13 protein-coding genes and 1 pseudogene are annotated in these 16,686 nt (G+C 68.7%); 9 read left to right on the top strand and 5 right to left on the bottom strand.

The window, feature by feature from the left end:
• The 4 genes and pseudogenes from AC1RL8_RS24645 to AC1RL8_RS24660 all read left to right on the top strand — a co-directional run.
• Window positions 1–113: pseudogene (locus tag AC1RL8_RS24645) on the top strand (peptide ABC transporter ATP-binding protein); the annotation flags it as partial.
• Window positions 114–245: 132 nt separating this feature from the next.
• Window positions 246–1,550 (top strand): alanine racemase, encoded by a 1,305-nt coding sequence (locus AC1RL8_RS24650; protein ID WP_492686580.1) that lies wholly within the window; start codon window positions 246–248, stop codon window positions 1,548–1,550.
• Window positions 1,551–1,571: 21 nt separating this feature from the next.
• On the top strand, window positions 1,572–3,056 hold the full coding sequence (locus AC1RL8_RS24655) for an N-acyl-D-amino-acid deacylase family protein (protein WP_492686579.1): 1,485 nt from the start codon (window positions 1,572–1,574) through the stop codon (window positions 3,054–3,056).
• Window positions 3,057–3,098: 42 nt separating this feature from the next.
• Entirely contained in the window at window positions 3,099–4,058 is a 960-nt protein-coding gene (locus AC1RL8_RS24660) for a LysR family transcriptional regulator (protein ID WP_492686578.1), read from the top strand.
• Between the two features lie 33 nt (window positions 4,059–4,091).
• On the opposite strand, the gene AC1RL8_RS24665 is transcribed toward AC1RL8_RS24660, so the two are convergent.
• The 3 genes from AC1RL8_RS24665 to AC1RL8_RS24675 are packed head-to-tail and all read right to left on the bottom strand — an operon-like array spanning window position 4,092 to window position 7,574.
• Window positions 4,092–5,534 carry an aldehyde dehydrogenase family protein gene (locus AC1RL8_RS24665; RefSeq protein ID WP_492686577.1) on the bottom strand — a complete coding sequence of 481 codons (1,443 nt, stop codon included), beginning with the start codon at window positions 5,532–5,534 and terminating at the stop codon, window positions 4,092–4,094.
• Window positions 5,535–5,552: 18 nt separating this feature from the next.
• A complete protein-coding gene (locus AC1RL8_RS24670) occupies window positions 5,553–6,749 on the bottom strand; it encodes an ABC transporter ATP-binding protein (protein WP_492686576.1) in 1,197 nt (398 codons plus the stop codon).
• Window positions 6,750–6,785: 36 nt separating this feature from the next.
• Window positions 6,786–7,574: an SDR family oxidoreductase gene (locus AC1RL8_RS24675; RefSeq protein ID WP_492686575.1), complete on the bottom strand. Its 789-nt coding sequence runs from the start codon at window positions 7,572–7,574 to the stop codon at window positions 6,786–6,788.
• A 330-nt stretch (window positions 7,575–7,904) separates the two neighbouring features.
• Here AC1RL8_RS24675 and AC1RL8_RS24680 point away from each other — a divergent pair, with 330 nt between their 5' ends.
• The 5 genes from AC1RL8_RS24680 (at window position 7,905) to AC1RL8_RS24700 (ending at window position 12,158) form a co-directional block, all read left to right on the top strand.
• Complete coding sequence (locus AC1RL8_RS24680; protein ID WP_492686574.1) at window positions 7,905–9,128, top strand: ABC transporter substrate-binding protein; 1,224 nt, start codon at window positions 7,905–7,907, stop codon at window positions 9,126–9,128.
• A gap of 87 nt (window positions 9,129–9,215) precedes the next feature.
• Window positions 9,216–10,106: a carbohydrate ABC transporter permease gene (locus AC1RL8_RS24685; RefSeq protein WP_159279278.1), complete on the top strand. Its 891-nt coding sequence runs from the start codon at window positions 9,216–9,218 to the stop codon at window positions 10,104–10,106.
• Window positions 10,103–10,957, top strand: a complete 855-nt coding sequence (locus tag AC1RL8_RS24690) for a carbohydrate ABC transporter permease (RefSeq protein ID WP_095948089.1) — start codon at window positions 10,103–10,105, stop codon at window positions 10,955–10,957. Before AC1RL8_RS24685 ends, AC1RL8_RS24690 begins: the two co-directional genes overlap by 4 nt.
• A gap of 127 nt (window positions 10,958–11,084) precedes the next feature.
• Window positions 11,085–11,663 carry a DJ-1/PfpI family protein gene (locus tag AC1RL8_RS24695; protein WP_492686573.1) on the top strand — a complete coding sequence of 193 codons (579 nt, stop codon included), beginning with the start codon at window positions 11,085–11,087 and terminating at the stop codon, window positions 11,661–11,663.
• 75 nt (window positions 11,664–11,738) lie between these two features.
• Window positions 11,739–12,158: a ribbon-helix-helix domain-containing protein gene (locus AC1RL8_RS24700; RefSeq protein WP_159272942.1), complete on the top strand. Its 420-nt coding sequence runs from the start codon at window positions 11,739–11,741 to the stop codon at window positions 12,156–12,158.
• Window positions 12,159–12,187: 29 nt separating this feature from the next.
• Here AC1RL8_RS24700 and AC1RL8_RS24705 read toward each other — a convergent pair whose 3' ends face one another.
• Together AC1RL8_RS24705 and AC1RL8_RS24710 are read right to left on the bottom strand one after the other, a co-directional pair.
• Window positions 12,188–15,289 carry an autotransporter outer membrane beta-barrel domain-containing protein gene (locus tag AC1RL8_RS24705; RefSeq protein ID WP_492686572.1) on the bottom strand — a complete coding sequence of 1,034 codons (3,102 nt, stop codon included), beginning with the start codon at window positions 15,287–15,289 and terminating at the stop codon, window positions 12,188–12,190.
• 350 nt (window positions 15,290–15,639) lie between these two features.
• Window positions 15,640–16,653: a Bug family tripartite tricarboxylate transporter substrate binding protein gene (locus tag AC1RL8_RS24710; RefSeq protein WP_095948087.1), complete on the bottom strand. Its 1,014-nt coding sequence runs from the start codon at window positions 16,651–16,653 to the stop codon at window positions 15,640–15,642.
• Between the last annotated feature and the right edge of the window lie 33 nt (window positions 16,654–16,686).

A 16,686-nucleotide genomic window follows, 5' to 3' on the forward strand; every position in this document is an offset into this window, starting at 1 on the left:
GCTGCGTGTTCCGCACGCGCTGCCCGCATGCCATCGAGGCCTGTGCGCAGACGGTGCCGCCGCTCGAGGAGATTTCCCCCGCACACTACAGCGCCTGCATCCGAACGCCATGACTCACCCCCAGTCTTCGCGCACTTCGTGTCGCTTCGCCAACCCCCTTTCTGGGGGCAACACCAGCGGCCCGGCAAAGCCGGTTCCGCGGTGTTCCACGACCATGCGACAACCCTCATGAACCGAGAGCTCCAATGAACACCCTGCCCTCCTCCCACGACCTCATCGACCCGCTGCTCAGCGACCGCTTCAAGGGCTACCCGCGCACCCAGCCGCCGCGCCTGCGCAGCGAGGTCGGCGCCGCCGGCTGGAACGTGCTGGCCGGCGACCTGCCGCTGCCGCTGGCCGTGCTCAAGCGCGAGGCGCTCGAACACAACCTGGCGTGGATGCAGGCGCGCGTGCGCGAATGGGGCATCGACCTGGCGCCGCACGGCAAGACCACCATGTCGCCGCAGCTGTTCCAGCGCCAGCTGGACGCCGGCGCCTGGGGCCTGACCTTTGCCACCGTCACGCAGCTGGCCGTGGGCGTGGCTGCCGGCGCGCGCCGCACGCTGATCGCCAACCAGGTCGTGAGCGACGAAGACCTCGCGGGCATCCAGCTGCTGCTGGCCGACCATGCCGACCTGCGTGTGGTGTTCCTGGTCGACTCGATCGCGCAGCTGGCGCTCATCGAAGACTGGTCGAAGCGCAATCCTGCGAGCGTGCCCTTCGAGGTCATGCTCGAGATTGGCATCGACGGCGGGCGTACCGGTTGCCGCACGCATGCGGAAGCGGTCGCCGTGGCCAGTGCAGTGCGTGCCAGCAGCGCCGCGAAGCTGGTGGGCATCGAGAGCTATGAAGGCCTGAATGCCACCGGGTCCACCGAGCAGGACACCGCCTTCGCCAAGGCCCTGATGGACCGGATCGAAGCCGTGGCCCGCCACTGCGACACGCAGCAGCTCTTCGAGACCGACGAGGTGCTGGTCTCGGCCGGCGGGTCGGCCATCTTCGATCTCGTGGCCGGGCGCCTGAAGCCCGCACTGGGCTCGCCGGTGCGCGGCCTGCTGCGCTCGGGCTGCTACGTCACGCACGACCATGGCTTCTACAAGCGCATGGTGAATGTGGCGGATGAGCGCATGGGTTGCGAGTGCGGCGAAGGGCTGACGCCGGCGATGGAGGTCTGGGCCAACGTGCAGTCGCGGCCCGAGCCGGGACTGGCGATTCTCTCGGTCGGCAAGCGCGACATCTCTTTCGACATGTCGATGCCCATTCCCATTGCGCACGCAGCCCGCGGTGCCTTGCAGCCGCACGCTGTGCCCACCAGCTGGAAGGTCACGGCACTGAACGACCAGCACGCCTACCTGCGCTGGGACGCGAATGACGAAGCGCACGCCCCGGTCGTCGGCGACCGCGTGGGCCTGGGCATCTCGCACCCCTGCACCACCTTCGACAAGTGGCACTGGATGCCCGTGGTCGAGAACGACTACCGCGTGAGCGATGCGGTCGTGATCCATTTCTGAGCAAGACGACGCCTCCCCCCAATGAACACACAGAAGAACAGCGCGACGCTGCTCGAAGGCGGCCTCGTGGTCGACGGCTCGGGCGGCCCCTCGTGGCCCGGCGACGTGCTGCTGCAGGGCGACCGCATCCTCGCGTTGGGCGACGGCCTGCGCACGCGGCTGCCTGCAGGGTTGAACATCGCCGACGTCGACGTGGTCGACTGCCGCGGCAAGGTGATCGCGCCCGGCTTCATCGACGCCCACACGCATGACGACGCCATCGTGCTGCGCGACCCGCTGTGCCTGCCCAAGGTGTCGCAGGGCATCACCTCCGTGGTCACGGGCAACTGCGGCATCTCGCTCGCGCCGTACCGCACGCCGCAATCGAAGCCGCCGCTCACGCTGTTAGGCGCGGACTCGTTCAAGCACGCAACCATGGCCGAGTACCGCGCCGCGGTCGATGCGGTTCAGCCTGCACTCAACGTGGCCGCGCTCGTGGGGCACACCACGCTGCGCTTCGCGGCGATGCAGGCGCTCGACCGCCCGGCGAACGGCGATGAACTGGCACACATGGCCGCGCTGCTCGACGACTGCATGGCCGCAGGCGCGCACGGCCTGTCGTCGGGTCTGTTCTACGAAGAAGCCTTTGCCGCGCCGGCCGAGGAAGTCACCGCGCTCGCGCGCGTCGTGGCGCGGCACGGCGGCGTGTACGCCACGCATCTGCGCAGCGAGATGCAGCAGATCATCGAGGCGATGCACGAGGCCGGCGACTCGGCGTTCGAGGCCGGCGTGCCCTTGATCATCTCGCACCACAAATGCGCAAGCCCCGCCAACTGGGGCCGCACGAAAGAGACGCTGCCGCTGATCGATGCCCTGTCGCAGCGCCAGGAGATCTCGATGGACGTGTATCCCTACGTGGCCGGCTCCACCGTGCTGCGCGAGGACATGGTGGACGGCGTCATCGACGTGCTGCTGACCTGGTCCGAGCCCCACCCGGAGATGACCGGGCGCCTCATCGCCGACATCGCACGCGAATGGGGCACGACGGAGCAGGAGGCCAGCCTGCGCCTGAAGCCCGGCGGTGCGTGCTATTTCCTGATGCAGGAAGAAGACGTCGAAAGAGTCATCGCGCATCCGCGCACCATGATCGGCAGCGACGGCCTGCCGCACGACCGCCATCCGCACCCGCGGCTGTGGGGCGCGTTCCCGCGCGTGTTCGCACGCTACTGGCGCCAGCGCAAGCTCTTCACGCTGGAGCAGGCGGTGCACAAGATGACGGGCATGACGGCGCGCAACCTGCGCATCGCCGATCGCGGCCTGCTGCGCGTCGGCACGATGGCCGACGTGGTGGTGTTCGACCCCGAGACCATCACCGACACCGCGACCTACGACCAGCCGCTGGGCGTAAGCGAAGGGATCGAACGCGTGTTCGTGAACGGCGTGCTCGCGTACCGCGGTGCGAGCGAGGCGCGCGTGCTCGCGCGCGCAGGGCGCATGCTGACACGGCAGGCACGCGCCGCGAACTGAGCGTCGCCGCGCCCCTTCCCTGCCATCCCGTAGAGTGCACGCATGATCGAATCCACCACCCTTCGGTACTTCTACGAGGTCGCGGCCTTTGGCTCCGTGCGCGTGGCGGCGGAAAAGCTCTTCGTCGCCCAGAGCGCCGTGAGCCGGCAGATCGCGCTGCTGGAAGACGAACTGGGCGTGCCCGTCTTCGAACGCCATGCACGGGGCATGGCACTGACCGCGGCCGGCGAACTGCTGCTGCGCTATGCGCAGGACAACAAGACGCAGCTGGCCGACCTGAAGGGCCAGATCCACGAGTACGAGACGCTGGCCAAGGGCCACGTGCGGGTGGGCTGCGTGGAAGGCATCCTGCACGGCCTGCTCACCAGCTTCATGCCGAGCTTCATCCGCACACACCCAGGCATCACCTTCTCGCTCGATCTCATGGGCTCGCATGCGGTGGGCGAGTCGGTGGCGGAGCACAAGTACGACCTGGGCATCCTGTTCGGCGCCTCGCCGCGCCCCGACCTCATCGAGCTGCAGAAGATCGAGCAGCCGCTGTGCGTGATCGCTTCGACGCAGCATCCCCTGGCACAACAGCGCAGCTGCACGCTCGCGGAAGTCGCCGACGCGCCGCTGGCGTTGCCCGACCGCTCCTTCGGTCTGCGCCAGCTGGTCGACCGCGTCAGCTCCAAAGGCAAGTTCAAGCTGAACATCGCGGTCGAGACGAATTCGCTGTCCTTCGCGAGCCGACTGGTCGCGGAGTCGGACCTCATCACCTTCCAGCCGAGCGACGTGGTCGCGCCGCTGATCGAGGCCGGCAAGGTGGTGGCCATTCCGCTCACCGATGCGTCGCTGCGCTCGGCGCGCGCCACGCTGGTCGCGAGCTATTCCCGGCGGCTGTCGCTCGCGGCCAATCACCTGTCGCAGTCGCTGATCGCCTACATGCAGGGGTGGCAGCGGCCCGTGAAGCCGGGGCGCGCCACCACCGCTCGCACGCCCGCCAGGGGAAAGCCGGAGTAGTCCCCGCGCGCGGGATCGTCGGCATCGAAGGGCTCAACCCGGCAGCGTGACCGTGATCATCTTGATCTCGGTCATCGCCTCCAGTGTGAGCATGCCGCCCAGCCGGCCGATGCCGCTTTTCTTGCCGCAGCCACCGCCAAAGGGCAGGTGGATTTCCCACCAGGTGGTGCCCGCGTTGATGTTGACGATGCCGGCGGGGATCGCCTTGGCCAGGGCGATGCCGCGGCCGATGTCTTGCGTGAAGACGCCCACCGAGAGGCCGTAGTCGTTCTGCAGGGCCAACGCCAGGGCCTGCGCTTCGTCCTGGAAGGCGATGACCGGCACGACGGGGCCGAAGGTTTCTTCGCGGCACAGCCGCATGGCGGGCGTGACGTCGCGCACCACGGTGGGCTCGAAGAAGAGGTCGCTGCCCAGGTCCGGCCGCGCCCGACCGCCGTGCAGCACGCGCGCACCCTGCGCGATGGCATCGTCCACATGCGCGCGCACCTTGGCCGCCACCTGGGCGTTGTTGAGCGGCCCCATGGTCGTCGCGGGATGCAAGGGGTTGCCCAGCACCTGCTCGGCGGCCCGGGCGACCAGCTTGTCGCAGAGGCGGTCGATCACGCTGGCATGGGCCAGCACGCACCCGGTCGCCGCGCACACCTGCCCGGCATTGAAGAACGCACCGCCTGCCGCTGCAGCGGCTGCCGCATCGAGGTCGGCATCCTCGAAAACGATCAGGGGGCCATTGCCGCCGAGTTCGAGCAGCAGGGGCTTTCCGGCGCCTCGCTCGGCGATGCGCTGGCCCGTCGCGGTGCTGCCGGTGAAGGCGATGGCGGTCACGTCCGGGTGCACGACCACCGCATCGCCCACGGTCGCGCCCTCACCGATCACCAGGTTGACGACGCCGGCGGGCAGGCCGGCCTTTTCGATGACTGCCATCAGCGCGCAGGCCACGAGCGCGGTGGACGGCGCAGGCACCCAGACGAGGGTGTTGCCGGTGGCGATGCCAGGGGCGAGGTACTCCACCGGAATGTTGACCGGGAAGTTCCAGGGCGTGATGACGCCATACACGCCGCGCGGCTGCCGCAGGGTCATGACGAGCTTGCCCGGGTCTTCCGCCGGCAGCGTCTTGCCGCCCATCTGCTTGACGAGTTCGGCGGCGAGCCGGAAGCCATCAGCGGCCTTGGCGGCTTCGCCGAGCGCCTCGGCCAGGACCTTGCCCTGCTCGCACGACAGCGTGTGCGCGAGGGCCTCGCGCGCGGCATCGATCTCGGCCGCGATCGCCATGCACATCGCGGCGCGCTCGAACACGGGCGTGGTGGCCCACGCCTTGGCCGCGGCCTTGGCGGCGGCCACCGCCTCGTCCGCCGTCTCGCGGCCCGAACGGGGCACGGTGGCGAGGGTGTCGCCGTTGGCCGGGTTGATCACCGGCAGGGTGTCGACGGGGGTCGACCAGCGCCCGCCGATGCAGTTGCCCGTTTCGACTTCGGACATGCAGTGGTTGCGCATGGCCTAGCCGTACGAATACGCGATCGACGCGGCATGGCGCTGGCCTTCACTGCCGCCGGCACGCGCCTCCACGCTGGACGTGGACGGCCTGTACCCGGCCGGCGCGGGGGCCGCGACACCCACATGGCGCTCGGTCTTCGCGTCGAAGCAATGGGTCGACGCGGCCTCGCGGACCTGCAGGCGCACGAGGTCGCCGGGCTTGAGGGCCACGCGGTCGTGCACGGACACGCACCAGGGCGTCTCGCTGCCCGCCACGGTGCCGTAGATCTGCGTCTTGTCGCCCGTCGACTCCGTGAGGATCACGCGCAGCGCCAGGCCCTCGGGGGCCAACTGCAGGTGCTCGGGCCGCAGCCCCAGCAGCACGTGCTGTCCATCGGCCAGCAGGGGCGTGCACCCGGACGTGGGCAGGTCCCAGGCCTGCCCGTCGGGCAGCGCGAGCCAGGTGCGGCCGTGTGCGCGATGCACCTGTCCCTGCGTGAAGTTCATCGCAGGTGAACCGATGAAGCCCGCCACGAAGCGGTTGACCGGGCGGTCGTAGAGCTCGAGCGGCGCACCGACCTGCTCCACCCGGCCCGCGCGCATCACGACGATGCGATCGGCCATGGTCATGGCTTCCACTTGGTCGTGCGTGACGTAGACCATGGTGTTGCCCAGGCGCTGGTGCAGGGCCTTGATCTCGGCGCGCATCTGCACGCGCAACTGCGCATCCAGGTTGGACAGCGGCTCGTCGAAGAGGAACAGCGCGGGCTCGCGCACCACGGCGCGGCCCATGGCGACGCGCTGGCGCTGTCCGCCCGAGAGCGCGCGCGGCAGGCGGTCCAGGTAGGGCGTGAGGTTGAGCAGGCTGGCGGCTTTTTCGATGCGCGGGCGGAAGTCGCTTTCAGCCTCGCCGCGCGTGCGCGGGCCGAAGGCGATGTTCTCGTAGACCGACAGGTGCGGGTAGAGCGCATAGCTCTGGAACACCATCGAGATGTTGCGCTTTTGCGGCGACAGGTCGTTGGCGCGCGCACCGCCGATGCGCAGCTCACCGCCGCTGATGGGCTCCAGCCCCGCGATCATGCGCAGCAGCGTCGACTTGCCGCAGCCCGAGGGGCCGACGAGCACGACGAACTCGCCGTGGGCAATGTCCAGGTCGATGCCGTGCACGACGGGCACGCCGGCGAAATCCTTACGCAGTTGCTTGAGTTGAACCTGAGCCATGGGGTCTCCTTGTCTTTGTGGAAGTGAGTCGCTGGCTCAGTAGTCTTCGACGGTGATCTCGCGGGCCATCGGCAGGATGCCCGCCATGAGGCCCGCGTCCACCGGCAACGCCACGCCCGTGATGACGCGCGCGGCGGGCGACGCGAGGAAGAGCACGGCATCGGCCACGTCGTCGGGTGTCGCGAAGTCGCCCAGCGGGTACCACTTCTTCAGCTGCTCGAACACCTGCGGGTTCTTGTCGGCGCGCGCCTGCCAGGCGGGCGTCTTGACGGTGCCCGGCAGCACGATGTTGGCGCGGATGCCATAGGCGCCCAGCTCCATGGCAAGCGAGCGGGTGTAGCTGACGAGAGCCGCCTTGGCCGCGCTGTAGGCCGGGTGACCGAGCGTGGTCAGCGCGTTGACCGAGCCGATGAGCACCAGCTGCCCGCTGCGGCGCTCGACCATGGCGTGGCGCACCGCCTCCACGCAATGGAACGCGCCATTCAGGTTGAGCTGGATGTCGGCCTGCCAGTCCTGCGGCGTGGTCTTGCGCACCGTCGGCCCGCGCGCGGCGCCCACGTTCGACACCAGCACATCCACCGGCCCGACCGCTGCAACGGCCGTGGCCACCTTCTCGCACAGGCCTGCGCAGTCGGTGACGTCCGCCACCAAAGGATGCAGCCGCGCCAGATCGTCGGCACTCACGCCCTGCCCGGCCAACACGGCCGCCAGGCCTTCCAGCGCGCCCGCGTCGTGGTCCAGCGCGATCAGCCGGTCGCCCGCCTGCAGCACGCGGCGGCACAGGGCCTGGCCGATGCCGCCCGCGGCGCCCGTGACCAGCGTCACGCGCCGGGACGGCGCGTGGGGATGAACCGAAGACGGAGTCGAAATTGATGTGTCCACGCAATGCGCCCTGTGAATTGCCAATACCTCTCCCGACCGGGCGGCAATGAATTACCGCGCGCAATTCGAGCTCGAATTTTGAAGCGTACAGGACGTCACGGGAATTTGGCCTTCAATATTTCGCAGGCAGGGTTCTGTTTTTTAGAAATCGAGGGTTAGCTCTATCTATGGCGCCATTCGGCCGACTCGTAAGATAAAAAAGCGCAAGCATTGATCGCAGCAGATCCCGACGTGTATTCAATTAATTTTCAATCACTTCACGAGGAATTAAATATGAAAAAACGAAATACAACTCTATTGGCAGGCGCGATTCTTCTGGGCCTTTCCTCCCTCACGGCCCAGGCGGGAAATATCCGCATCGCCATGTCCAGCTACAGCGACAACACGCGCCCCTGGCTGGAGGCGCTGGCCCGGGACTACGAAAAGGCCAACCCGGGAGACAAGGTCAAGGTCGAGGTGGGAAGCTGGGAGAACATGCAGCAGAAACTGCAGGCGGAAATCGCCAGCAACAACCCGCCCGACCTGGCCCACGTCGCGACCCGCTGGGTCGGCGATTTCGTGAACGACGGTCTGGTGGAGCCGGTCGACAATTACGCCAATGCGGCGTTCAAGGACCAATTCATTCCGGCCTTCCTGAAAGCCGGCAATATCAATGGAAAGCCTTATGCATTGCCTATTGCAGCCAGCGTGCGCGCGATGTTCTATAACAAGGACATGCTGAGCAAGGCGGGCTTTCCCAATGGCCCCAAGACCTGGGACGACGTGATTGCCGCCGCGAAAAAGATCAAGGCCACGGGGGCCTACGGCTATGGCATCCAGGGCAAGGACCTGGATACCGACACTTATTTCTACTACGCGCTGTGGAGCATGGGCGGCGACGTGCTCGATGCGGGCAACAAGGCCGCCTTCAATTCGCCGACCGGCGTGAAAGCCGCCACGCTCTACAAGAGCATGATCGACCAGGGCCTGACCGAGCCCGGCGTGGCCGGCAACACGCGCTACGACCTGCACAACCTGTTCAAGCAGGGGCGCCTGGGCATGGTCATTTCGCTGCCGCCGCTGGCCAAGGAAATCGCCAAGGACGCGCCGCAACTGAAATACGGCATCACCGGCGTGCCCAATGGCGGCAAGGACATCACCTTCGGCGTGACCGACTCGATCATGATGTTCAAGACCTCGAAGAACAAGGAAACCGCCCAGAAATTCCTGAGCTTCATGTTCTCGAAAACCGCGCGGCTGAAGTTCGACCAAGGCGAAGGCTTCATGCCGGTGACGCGCGAGGTGGCCAACGACCCCGTGTTCAAGGACGACCCGGTGCTCTCCGAGTTCGTGACCCTGCTGCCCAACGCGCGCTTCGCCCCGCTGGTCGCCGGCTGGGAAGACTCGGCGCAGGCCGTCACCAACGCACTGCAGGCCATCTACCAGGGCAAGGCGGAACCGAAGGCGGCGCTGGACAAGGCCGCGGCCGAGGCCAACACCAAGCTCAACAAGAAGTAAGTAAGCCTCGGGGCGCAGCCCTGGGGCTGCGCCAGCTTTTCGCGTGTCGCACCACGCCCAACCACGCCTATCCGATCGAATTGCCCTATGCAGAATCCCGTTCGAGGCCCTGCCCTGGCTTGGGGGCTGATTGCGCCGAGCCTGTTGCTCACCCTCTTCATCCTGGCCTACCCGCTGTCCACCCTGGTGTTCCAGTCGGTGCACGACATCTCGCGCTTCGGCCTGCTGCGGGCCTTCAACGGCCTGGACAACTTTCGCACCGTGTTCACCGATCCGGTGTTCGCCCATGTGGTGTGGCGCACGGTGCAGTGGACGGTGTGCGTGGTCGGCGGCGCGGTGCTGTGCGCTGTGCCGATCGCGCTCATCCTGCAGCAGGATTTCTATGGCCGGGGCGTTGCGCGCACGATCGTGATGCTGCCCTGGGCGGTGTCGCTGACGATGACGGCCATCGTCTGGACCTGGTCGTTCAACGGCCAGTACGGCATGGTCAATGCGAGCCTCGCGATGGTCGGGATCATCCAGGAGCCGATCAACTGGCTGGCCGACGGACAGCTCGCTTTCTGGGTCGAGGTGGGCGTGGGCATCCTGGTGTCCATCCCCTTCACCGTCACCATCTTTCTTGGTGGCCTGTCGTCGGTGTCGCAGGACATCTACGAAGCGGCCGGCATCGAAGGCGCGTCGCGCTGGCAGCAGTTTCGCCGGCTCACGCTGCCACTGCTCAAGCCCTTCATCCACATGGCGATCGTGCTGAACGTGATCTACGTCTTCAACTCGTTCCCCATCATCTGGATCATGACGCAGGGCGGGCCGGACAACGCCACGCACATCCTCGTCACCTGGCTGTACCAGCTGGGCTTTCGTATGGGCCGCCCCGGCGAGGCAGCCGCCATTTCGCTCGTGATGCTGGCCTTGCTGCTGGCCTTCACCGTGTTCTACCTGCGCCTGCAAAAGCGCCAGTCCGCGAAGGCCGCCGCATGATCCGCCCCGACAAACTCGTGCGCAGCCTCTGGTGCTGGCTGCTGCTCGCGCCGCTGGTGGCCGTGGTCGTCTTTCCGCTCGCGGTGATGTTCTTCACGGCGCTCAAGCCGGCGTCCGAGATCTACGTCTATCCGGCGCGCTGGTTGCCGCAGCAGTGGCAGTGGAGCAACTTCTCCGCCATGTGGACGCAGACCGGCTTCGGGCGCGCGCTGCTGAACAGCCTGCTGGTGTCGCTCTCTGCGACCGTGCTGACGATTGCCGTCAGCGTGCCTTCCGCCTACGCGCTGGCGCGCCTGAAGTTTCGCGGCCAGGGCGGCTACCGGCAGTTCCTGCTCATCACCCAGATGATCTCGCCCGTGCTGCTGGTGGTGGGCCTGTTCAAGATGGCGGCCAGCCTGCCCTGGTTCGAGGGCGGCAACATGACCGACTCGCGCCTGTCCGTGGTGGTGGCCTATGGCGCCTTCGGCATTGCCTTTGCCGTCTGGATGATGACCTCGTACTTCGAGACCATTCCGCGCGACTTGGAGGAGTCGGCCTGGCTTGAAGGCTCGGGCCCGGTGCGCACGGTCTGCAAGGTGTTCCTGCCGCTGGCCTTGCCGGCCATGGCGGTCACGGCGCTGGTCACCTTCGTCAATGCCTGGAACGAGTTCGCCGTGGTCTACACGCTGATCCGCTCCACGGAAAAGCAGACGCTGACCGTGCTCGTCACCAACATGGTCGCGGGCCAGTACGTGGTGCAGTGGGAGTTGGTGATGGCCGCCGCCATCTGCGCCGTGGTCCCGGTCGCCATCCTGTTCGCGTGGATGCAGCGCTACATGGTGCAAGGCTTGACCGCGGGCTCGGTCAAATAGCGACCGCAGCGGCATCACAGCCCGCTGCTACCCGCTGCACCCGCCCCCTTCGAATAATGCGGCGACGGCCGGCGCGCACCCTGCGCCGGCCGGTTTCGCCCCACCTCATCCGAAGGAGACAAACCCGATGGCTCGCAAGATCCTGATGCTCTGCGGCGACTACGCCGAAGACTACGAAACCATGGTGCCGTTCCAGACCCTGCTGGCCGTCGGCCACACCGTGCATGCGGTGGCGCCCGACAAGAAGGCCGGCGACTGGGTGCACACCGCCATCCACGACTTCGAGGGCGCGCAGACCTACAGCGAGAAGCCGGGCCACCGCTTCACGCTGAACGCAACCTTCGACGAGGTGCGCCCCGAGACCTACGACGCGCTCGTGATCCCCGGCGGCCGCGCGCCCGAGTACCTGCGCATGCACAGCCGCGTGGTCGAGATCGCGCGCCACTTCCTGGCCACCGACAAGCCGGTGGCCGCCGTCTGCCACGGCGCACAGCTGCTCGCGGCCACGGGCCTCATCAAGGGCCGCAAGGTGTCGGCCTACCCGGCCTGCCAGGTCGAGGTGGAACTGGCCGGCGCCGAGTACATGGGCATTCCGGTCGACCAGGCCGTGACCGACCGCAACCTCGTCACGGCACCGGCCTGGCCGGCGCATCCGGCGTGGCTGTCGCAGTTCCTGGTGGTGCTCGGCACCCGCATCGAACACTGACCTGAACGGATGGACGCGGGCGGCGCTACAGTGCCGCGTCGCCCCGATTCATTCCGCCTCTCGAGGAGATGGCCCATGTGCGAAGTCTTCATCAGCGCCGATCCGCAAAGCTACGACGCGCGCACGCGCTCGGTGCGCCTGCACGGCGTGGTCACCAGCATCCGGCTCGAGAACCTGTTCTGGCAGGTGCTCGAAGAGATCGCGCAGCGCGACGGCATGGCCGTGGTGCAGCTCATCGAGCGGCTGTACGACGAGCTGGTGGCGGCGCGCGGCGAGGTCGGCAACTTCGCGTCGTTCCTGCGGGTGTGCGCGCTGCGCTACGAGGCGATGGTGGCGCAGGGGCGGATTCCGGCCGACACCTCGGTCGCGATCCGCTCGCTCGATGCGAACGCCGTGCTGCATGAACTGCCGCAAGGTTGGGGGCGACCTTCGCCTGCGCAACCCGGCGAGGCCCGCGTGCACACGCTCCACACCGCCGCGCGGCGGCATGCGTAGACGCCGCCCTTGCGCGCCCCTTCACGAGATCACCAGCGCATCTTCACGCCGACGCTCGCGTTCACCCCGCTCTTGATGCGCGAGTCGCCGCCGGAGCCCGACCACAGCTTGCCCAGCTCCACATACACGCTCGTGTTCTCGGCCACCTGCAGCGTGGCCCCCGCCGCCAGCTCGGTGCTGCTGCCGCCGGTGCGCGTCGCGATGTCGGTGAAGCCGGCCGGGCCGACGAAGCGGGTGACGTCGGTGCCGCGGCTGCTGCGATGGAAATTGACCCGCACATAAGGCTGCAGCACCCCGGCGCTGGTGACGAACTCGCCCTTCACGCGCACGCCGGCGCGTGCCCGCCAGCCGTTGTGGCTGTTCTGCTGCACCAGCGCGCCGGAGATGCCCGTGTCGCCCAGGCTCACCCGCTGGTGCACCAATTGCACCTGCGGCTCGACGGTCCAGTTCTGCGCGATGGGAATCGACTGCCCCACCTCGATGGACGCCAGCAGGCTGTTGCCCTTGCCGCCCCGGGAGAAGCCCAGCGTGGGTCTGGCGGTGTAGCGGTGGCGCCCGGCCTGCAGCACGCCGTCGACGTACACGCCGCTGGCGTGCTTCCAGGTGGCATAGGCGCCCAGGTACTCGCTCTTCTGGTTGTTGGTGCCCACGCCGAGGTTCGCCAGGCCGCTGGCAAAGCCGTTCACGCGCATGTCGCCGTCGAGCTGGCCGACGTACACGCCCGCGTGCCAGTCGGGGTTGGCCCACAGGTCGGTGCCGGCCTGGAAGCCCGTGAGGCGCCCCTTGCTCGTGGGGCTCACGGTGCCGCCCTGCGCGATGGTGCGCTCGGTGCTGATGATGCGCCCCCACGCCTCGCGGTAGCCCTGCGTGGGCTTGGCCGGGTTTGCGCCCGCTACAAGGTCCTCACCCATGCGCAGGCGCCTGTTGCCGAGCATCGCGAGGCTGGACTGGCGCAGCTGCTCGGGCAGCGCGGCGTACAGCGGCACTTCGGCGCGGTAGGTGGGCACGGCGAGCACGGGCACGACGCCGGTGCCGCCAGTGCCCGAGCCGCCACCGCCGGCAGGCGGCGTGCCGGGCGGGACAGGCGTCACGGGTGTCACGGGCGCAGCGGTCGAGCGCAGGTACCAGTTCTCGCCCGCGCCGGCGGCATCGGCCGCATGCAGCCGGTACTCGTAGGCGCCCGCATCCACGTGCGTGCCGGCCAGCACGAACGCGCTCTTGGTGGTCTGCGCGGTGGTGGTCGCGCCGTTGAGGGCGCTGATCACCTCGATGCCGTTGCCGGTGGTGAGCGCGCCCAGGCCGCCCAGGTTGGTGATCTGCACATTCGTCGTGCCGCTGGCGACGGCAGTGGCGCCGCTCAGGATGAGCCGGTCGCTCGCGCTGGCGCTGCCGCCCAGCGCGGTCCCCAGTCGCAGCGTGCCGCCGTTGCCCACCCAGGGACCGTTGACGGTGAGCGTGGTGCCCGGCACCGCGCCCACCAGCGAGACCGTGCCGCTGTGGGCCATCGACGCGAGGGTCTGGCTGTTGCCCGCCAGGTCGAGCGTCGCGCCGGTGGCCACCGTGAAGGGGCTCGCGCTGCTGAGCACGTTGGCCGCGCCCGCACGCAGGGTGCCCGCCGCGACGTTGGTGGCGCCCGAGTGGGTGTCGGCACCGCTGAGCGTCAGCACGCCCGCGCCGATCTTCACGAGATCGCTGGCGCCGGAGATCGCGCCGGTCCACGTCAGGGCGTTCCCGTTGGTGTCGATGGTGCCCGTGCCGCCCAGCAGCAGGGCGTTGCTGACGCTGAGGCCGCCGGCGCCCGCGACGACGCTGGCGGTGGCGCCCGCACCGATCGAAATCGCGCCCGTCATCGACGAGCCGGTGTTCAGCGTGAGGCTGTTGGTGCCGCCCGTGAATGCGACCGCCGCAGCGCGCGTGACGCCGTCGCCGCCCAGGCCGCCCGAGATGGTTCCGCCGTTGGTCAGCGCGAGGTTCGCGCCCGTCACCCCGACGCCGCCCACCCCGTTGGCACCGCTCGGTCCGCCGTTGCTGTTGGCCCCGCCAGCGCCGCCCGCCCCACCGGCGATGGTGCCGGTGTTGGTGACGGTTGCGCCCGCGCCGGTCGACGCGAGGCCCGCCCCGCCGTCGCCGCCGCCGCCCGGTGAACCGGTGCCGCCCGCACCGCCGCCGGCCGCGCCGCCCGCGCCCCCGGCACCGCCCGTGATCGCGCCGGAGTTGTTGACGGTGACGGCAACACCCGCCAACGTCGCGCCGATGCCCCCTGCGCCGCCGCCGCCGCCCGAGGCGTTGGAACGGGCGGGCGCCAGTTCGGCCCCGCCGGCACCGCCCGCCCCGCCCGTGAGGGGACCGGTGTTGGTGAAGCTGAGCCCCGGGTTGGTCGCGTTCAGGTAGAACCCGCCGCCTCCGCTGCCGCCGCCACCGCCCTGCGAGAAGGCGTCGCCGCCCTTGCCGCCGGCGCCGCCCGTGGAAGATCCCGTGGCCGTGTAGCTGCCGAGCGGGCCGCTGAGGATCGAACCGTAGCCGCCCGCGCCGCCGCCGCCCGCTGCCCAGTACCCGTTGCCGCCCGCGCCACCGATGCCGCCGGTGTAGCTGTCGGACGAATTGGCCACGTTGTTGGCGATCGACATGCCCTGGAAGCCACCGCCGCCGCCCCCGCCATAGCCGTTGCCGTTGGCCGCGTCACCGGTCTGCGCCTGGCCCGCGCCACCGGCGTCGCCCTGGAACGCCCCGGGGCCGGTGGGCGTGCTGGTGGTGCCGGCCGCGCCGCCGGTGCCCGGCGTGGCACCGCCGAAGCCGCCGATGCTGGCGTTGGCCCCCGCCGTGACGCCGCCTGGCGTGGACGATCCGCCCGCGCCGCCGAAGGCGTTGACCGTGGTGTCGTTGAGCCCGCCGCTCCCGCCCGTGCCGTCGCTGCCGCCCGTGCCCGCGTTCAGCGACGCGTCACCGACCGGCTGGCCACCCGCACCGCCGGCCGCGAGCACCGGCACGACGCAGACCCACAGCGCCGCCGTTGCCGCCACCGCGCGCACGCCGCCCCCGCTGCACGATCGCGCGTGGCCGCGCGCGATTTCCGGCGCGGCCACCCAGGTGCCGGCGGTGGGACTCCACAGGGTTCGGAAGATCTTGTTCATGACTCAACTCCCTCTTCGTTCACTGACTGGGCAGGTGGACCTCCGTGTGCAGCAGCAATGGCTTGCTCCTCCCCACGGCGACGATTTCGGATTTGCAAGTCAAAAATGTAAGAACGGGTGCCGGTTACGCGTATCCCTGCAAGGGGCTACCCTGAAACGGGAGCGACCGCCCCATGCGGGGCCACTCCGCCTCTGTCAGGCCCTTCGGTAGACGGTCTACCCTGTCGCGTATCCATACGTAACATGTGACTTTTGGACAGCACAATCTCTCGCCCTGGGCGCGGCGCCCAAAAGAAAAGGCACCCTCGCGGGTGCCTTGTTCGTTGCGGATGCGCCCTGGGCGCGCGCTGTCAGTCCAGCGACACGTTCGCCTTGCGGATCACGTCGGTGAAGCGCTTCGTTTCGGTCGCCACGAACTGGTCGAACTGCGGGCGCGTGGTGGGGAACGGCTCGTAGCCAAAGCTCTTGAACTTCTCCAGCACGTCGGGTTCGGCCAGGCCCTTCTCGATGTCGCGCTTGATCTTGTCGGTCACCGAAGCGGGCAGGCCCTTCGGCACGGCGATGGCGTTCCAGCCGATGACCTCGAAGCCCTTGGGGCCGCCCGATTCGCTCACGGTGGGCACGTCGGGGAAGGCGGCCACGCGCTGGGGCGCGGCAGCCGCCAGGAAGCGCAGCTTGTTGGCGCGCTGCAGCGGGCCGGCGGTGGCGCTGCTGCCCAGCGCAAAGGCCAGCTCGCCGGTGGCGACCGAGGTGTACAGCTGCGTGGTCTCCTTGTAGATCACGTGCTCCATCTGCGTGCCGGTGGCCGACTCGAACAGCTCCGAGCCCAGGTGCACCGGGTTGCCGACCGACCACGAGCCGTAGTCGAGCTTGCCGGGGTTGGCCTTGGCGTCGGCGATGAGGTCGCCCACGGTCTTGTACTTGCTGTTGGTCGCCACGGTGAAGAAGAAATAGGTCTTGAACAGCGGCAGCAGTGCGTCGAAGTCCTTCGATGCGTCGTAGGGCAGCTTCTTGAACAGCGCCGGGTACGCGGCCAGGTGCACGTTGTCGAGCACGATGATGTCGTGGCCGTCCTTGGCACCGCGCTTGAAGGCGTCGATGGCGATGAAGCCGTTGCCGCCCGGGCGGTTCTCGACCACCACCGGCTGGCCCCAGGCGCGCGAGAGCTTGTCGGCCACGAGGCGGGCCACGCCGTCCGGACCACCACCGACCGGGAACGGCGTGATGATGCGCACGGGCTTGGTCGGGAAGGCCGCAGGTTGTTGCTGTGCCGAGGCGGTCAGGGGCAGCAGGCCGCCGGCGGTCAGGGCCAGCACGGCCGCTGCGATGGCGCGGCGCGAAAGCGACGAACGGAAGAAGGACATGAGGGAAGTCTCCGGTTTGATGAATCGTTGATG

The sequence above is a fragment of the Variovorax sp. GW822-FHT04E09 genome, assembly GCF_058800845.1.

Bases quoted from the DNA above. Each gene is read 5' to 3' on its own strand.
- AC1RL8_RS24650 (WP_492686580.1), top strand. From the start codon at position 246: ATGAACACCCTGCCCTCCTCCCACGACCTCATCGACCCGCTGCTCAGC.
- AC1RL8_RS24655 (WP_492686579.1), top strand. From the start codon at position 1,572: ATGAACACACAGAAGAACAGCGCGACGCTGCTCGAAGGCGGCCTCGTG.
- AC1RL8_RS24660 (WP_492686578.1), top strand. From the start codon at position 3,099: ATGATCGAATCCACCACCCTTCGGTACTTCTACGAGGTCGCGGCCTTT.
- AC1RL8_RS24665 (WP_492686577.1), bottom strand. From the start codon at position 5,534: ATGTCCGAAGTCGAAACGGGCAACTGCATCGGCGGGCGCTGGTCGACC.
- AC1RL8_RS24670 (WP_492686576.1), bottom strand. From the start codon at position 6,749: ATGGCTCAGGTTCAACTCAAGCAACTGCGTAAGGATTTCGCCGGCGTG.
- AC1RL8_RS24680 (WP_492686574.1), top strand. From the start codon at position 7,905: ATGAAAAAACGAAATACAACTCTATTGGCAGGCGCGATTCTTCTGGGC.
- AC1RL8_RS24685 (WP_159279278.1), top strand. From the start codon at position 9,216: ATGCAGAATCCCGTTCGAGGCCCTGCCCTGGCTTGGGGGCTGATTGCG.
- AC1RL8_RS24690 (WP_095948089.1), top strand. From the start codon at position 10,103: ATGATCCGCCCCGACAAACTCGTGCGCAGCCTCTGGTGCTGGCTGCTG.
- AC1RL8_RS24695 (WP_492686573.1), top strand. From the start codon at position 11,085: ATGGCTCGCAAGATCCTGATGCTCTGCGGCGACTACGCCGAAGACTAC.
- AC1RL8_RS24700 (WP_159272942.1), top strand. From the start codon at position 11,739: ATGTGCGAAGTCTTCATCAGCGCCGATCCGCAAAGCTACGACGCGCGC.
- AC1RL8_RS24705 (WP_492686572.1), bottom strand. From the start codon at position 15,289: ATGAACAAGATCTTCCGAACCCTGTGGAGTCCCACCGCCGGCACCTGG.
- AC1RL8_RS24710 (WP_095948087.1), bottom strand. From the start codon at position 16,653: ATGTCCTTCTTCCGTTCGTCGCTTTCGCGCCGCGCCATCGCAGCGGCC.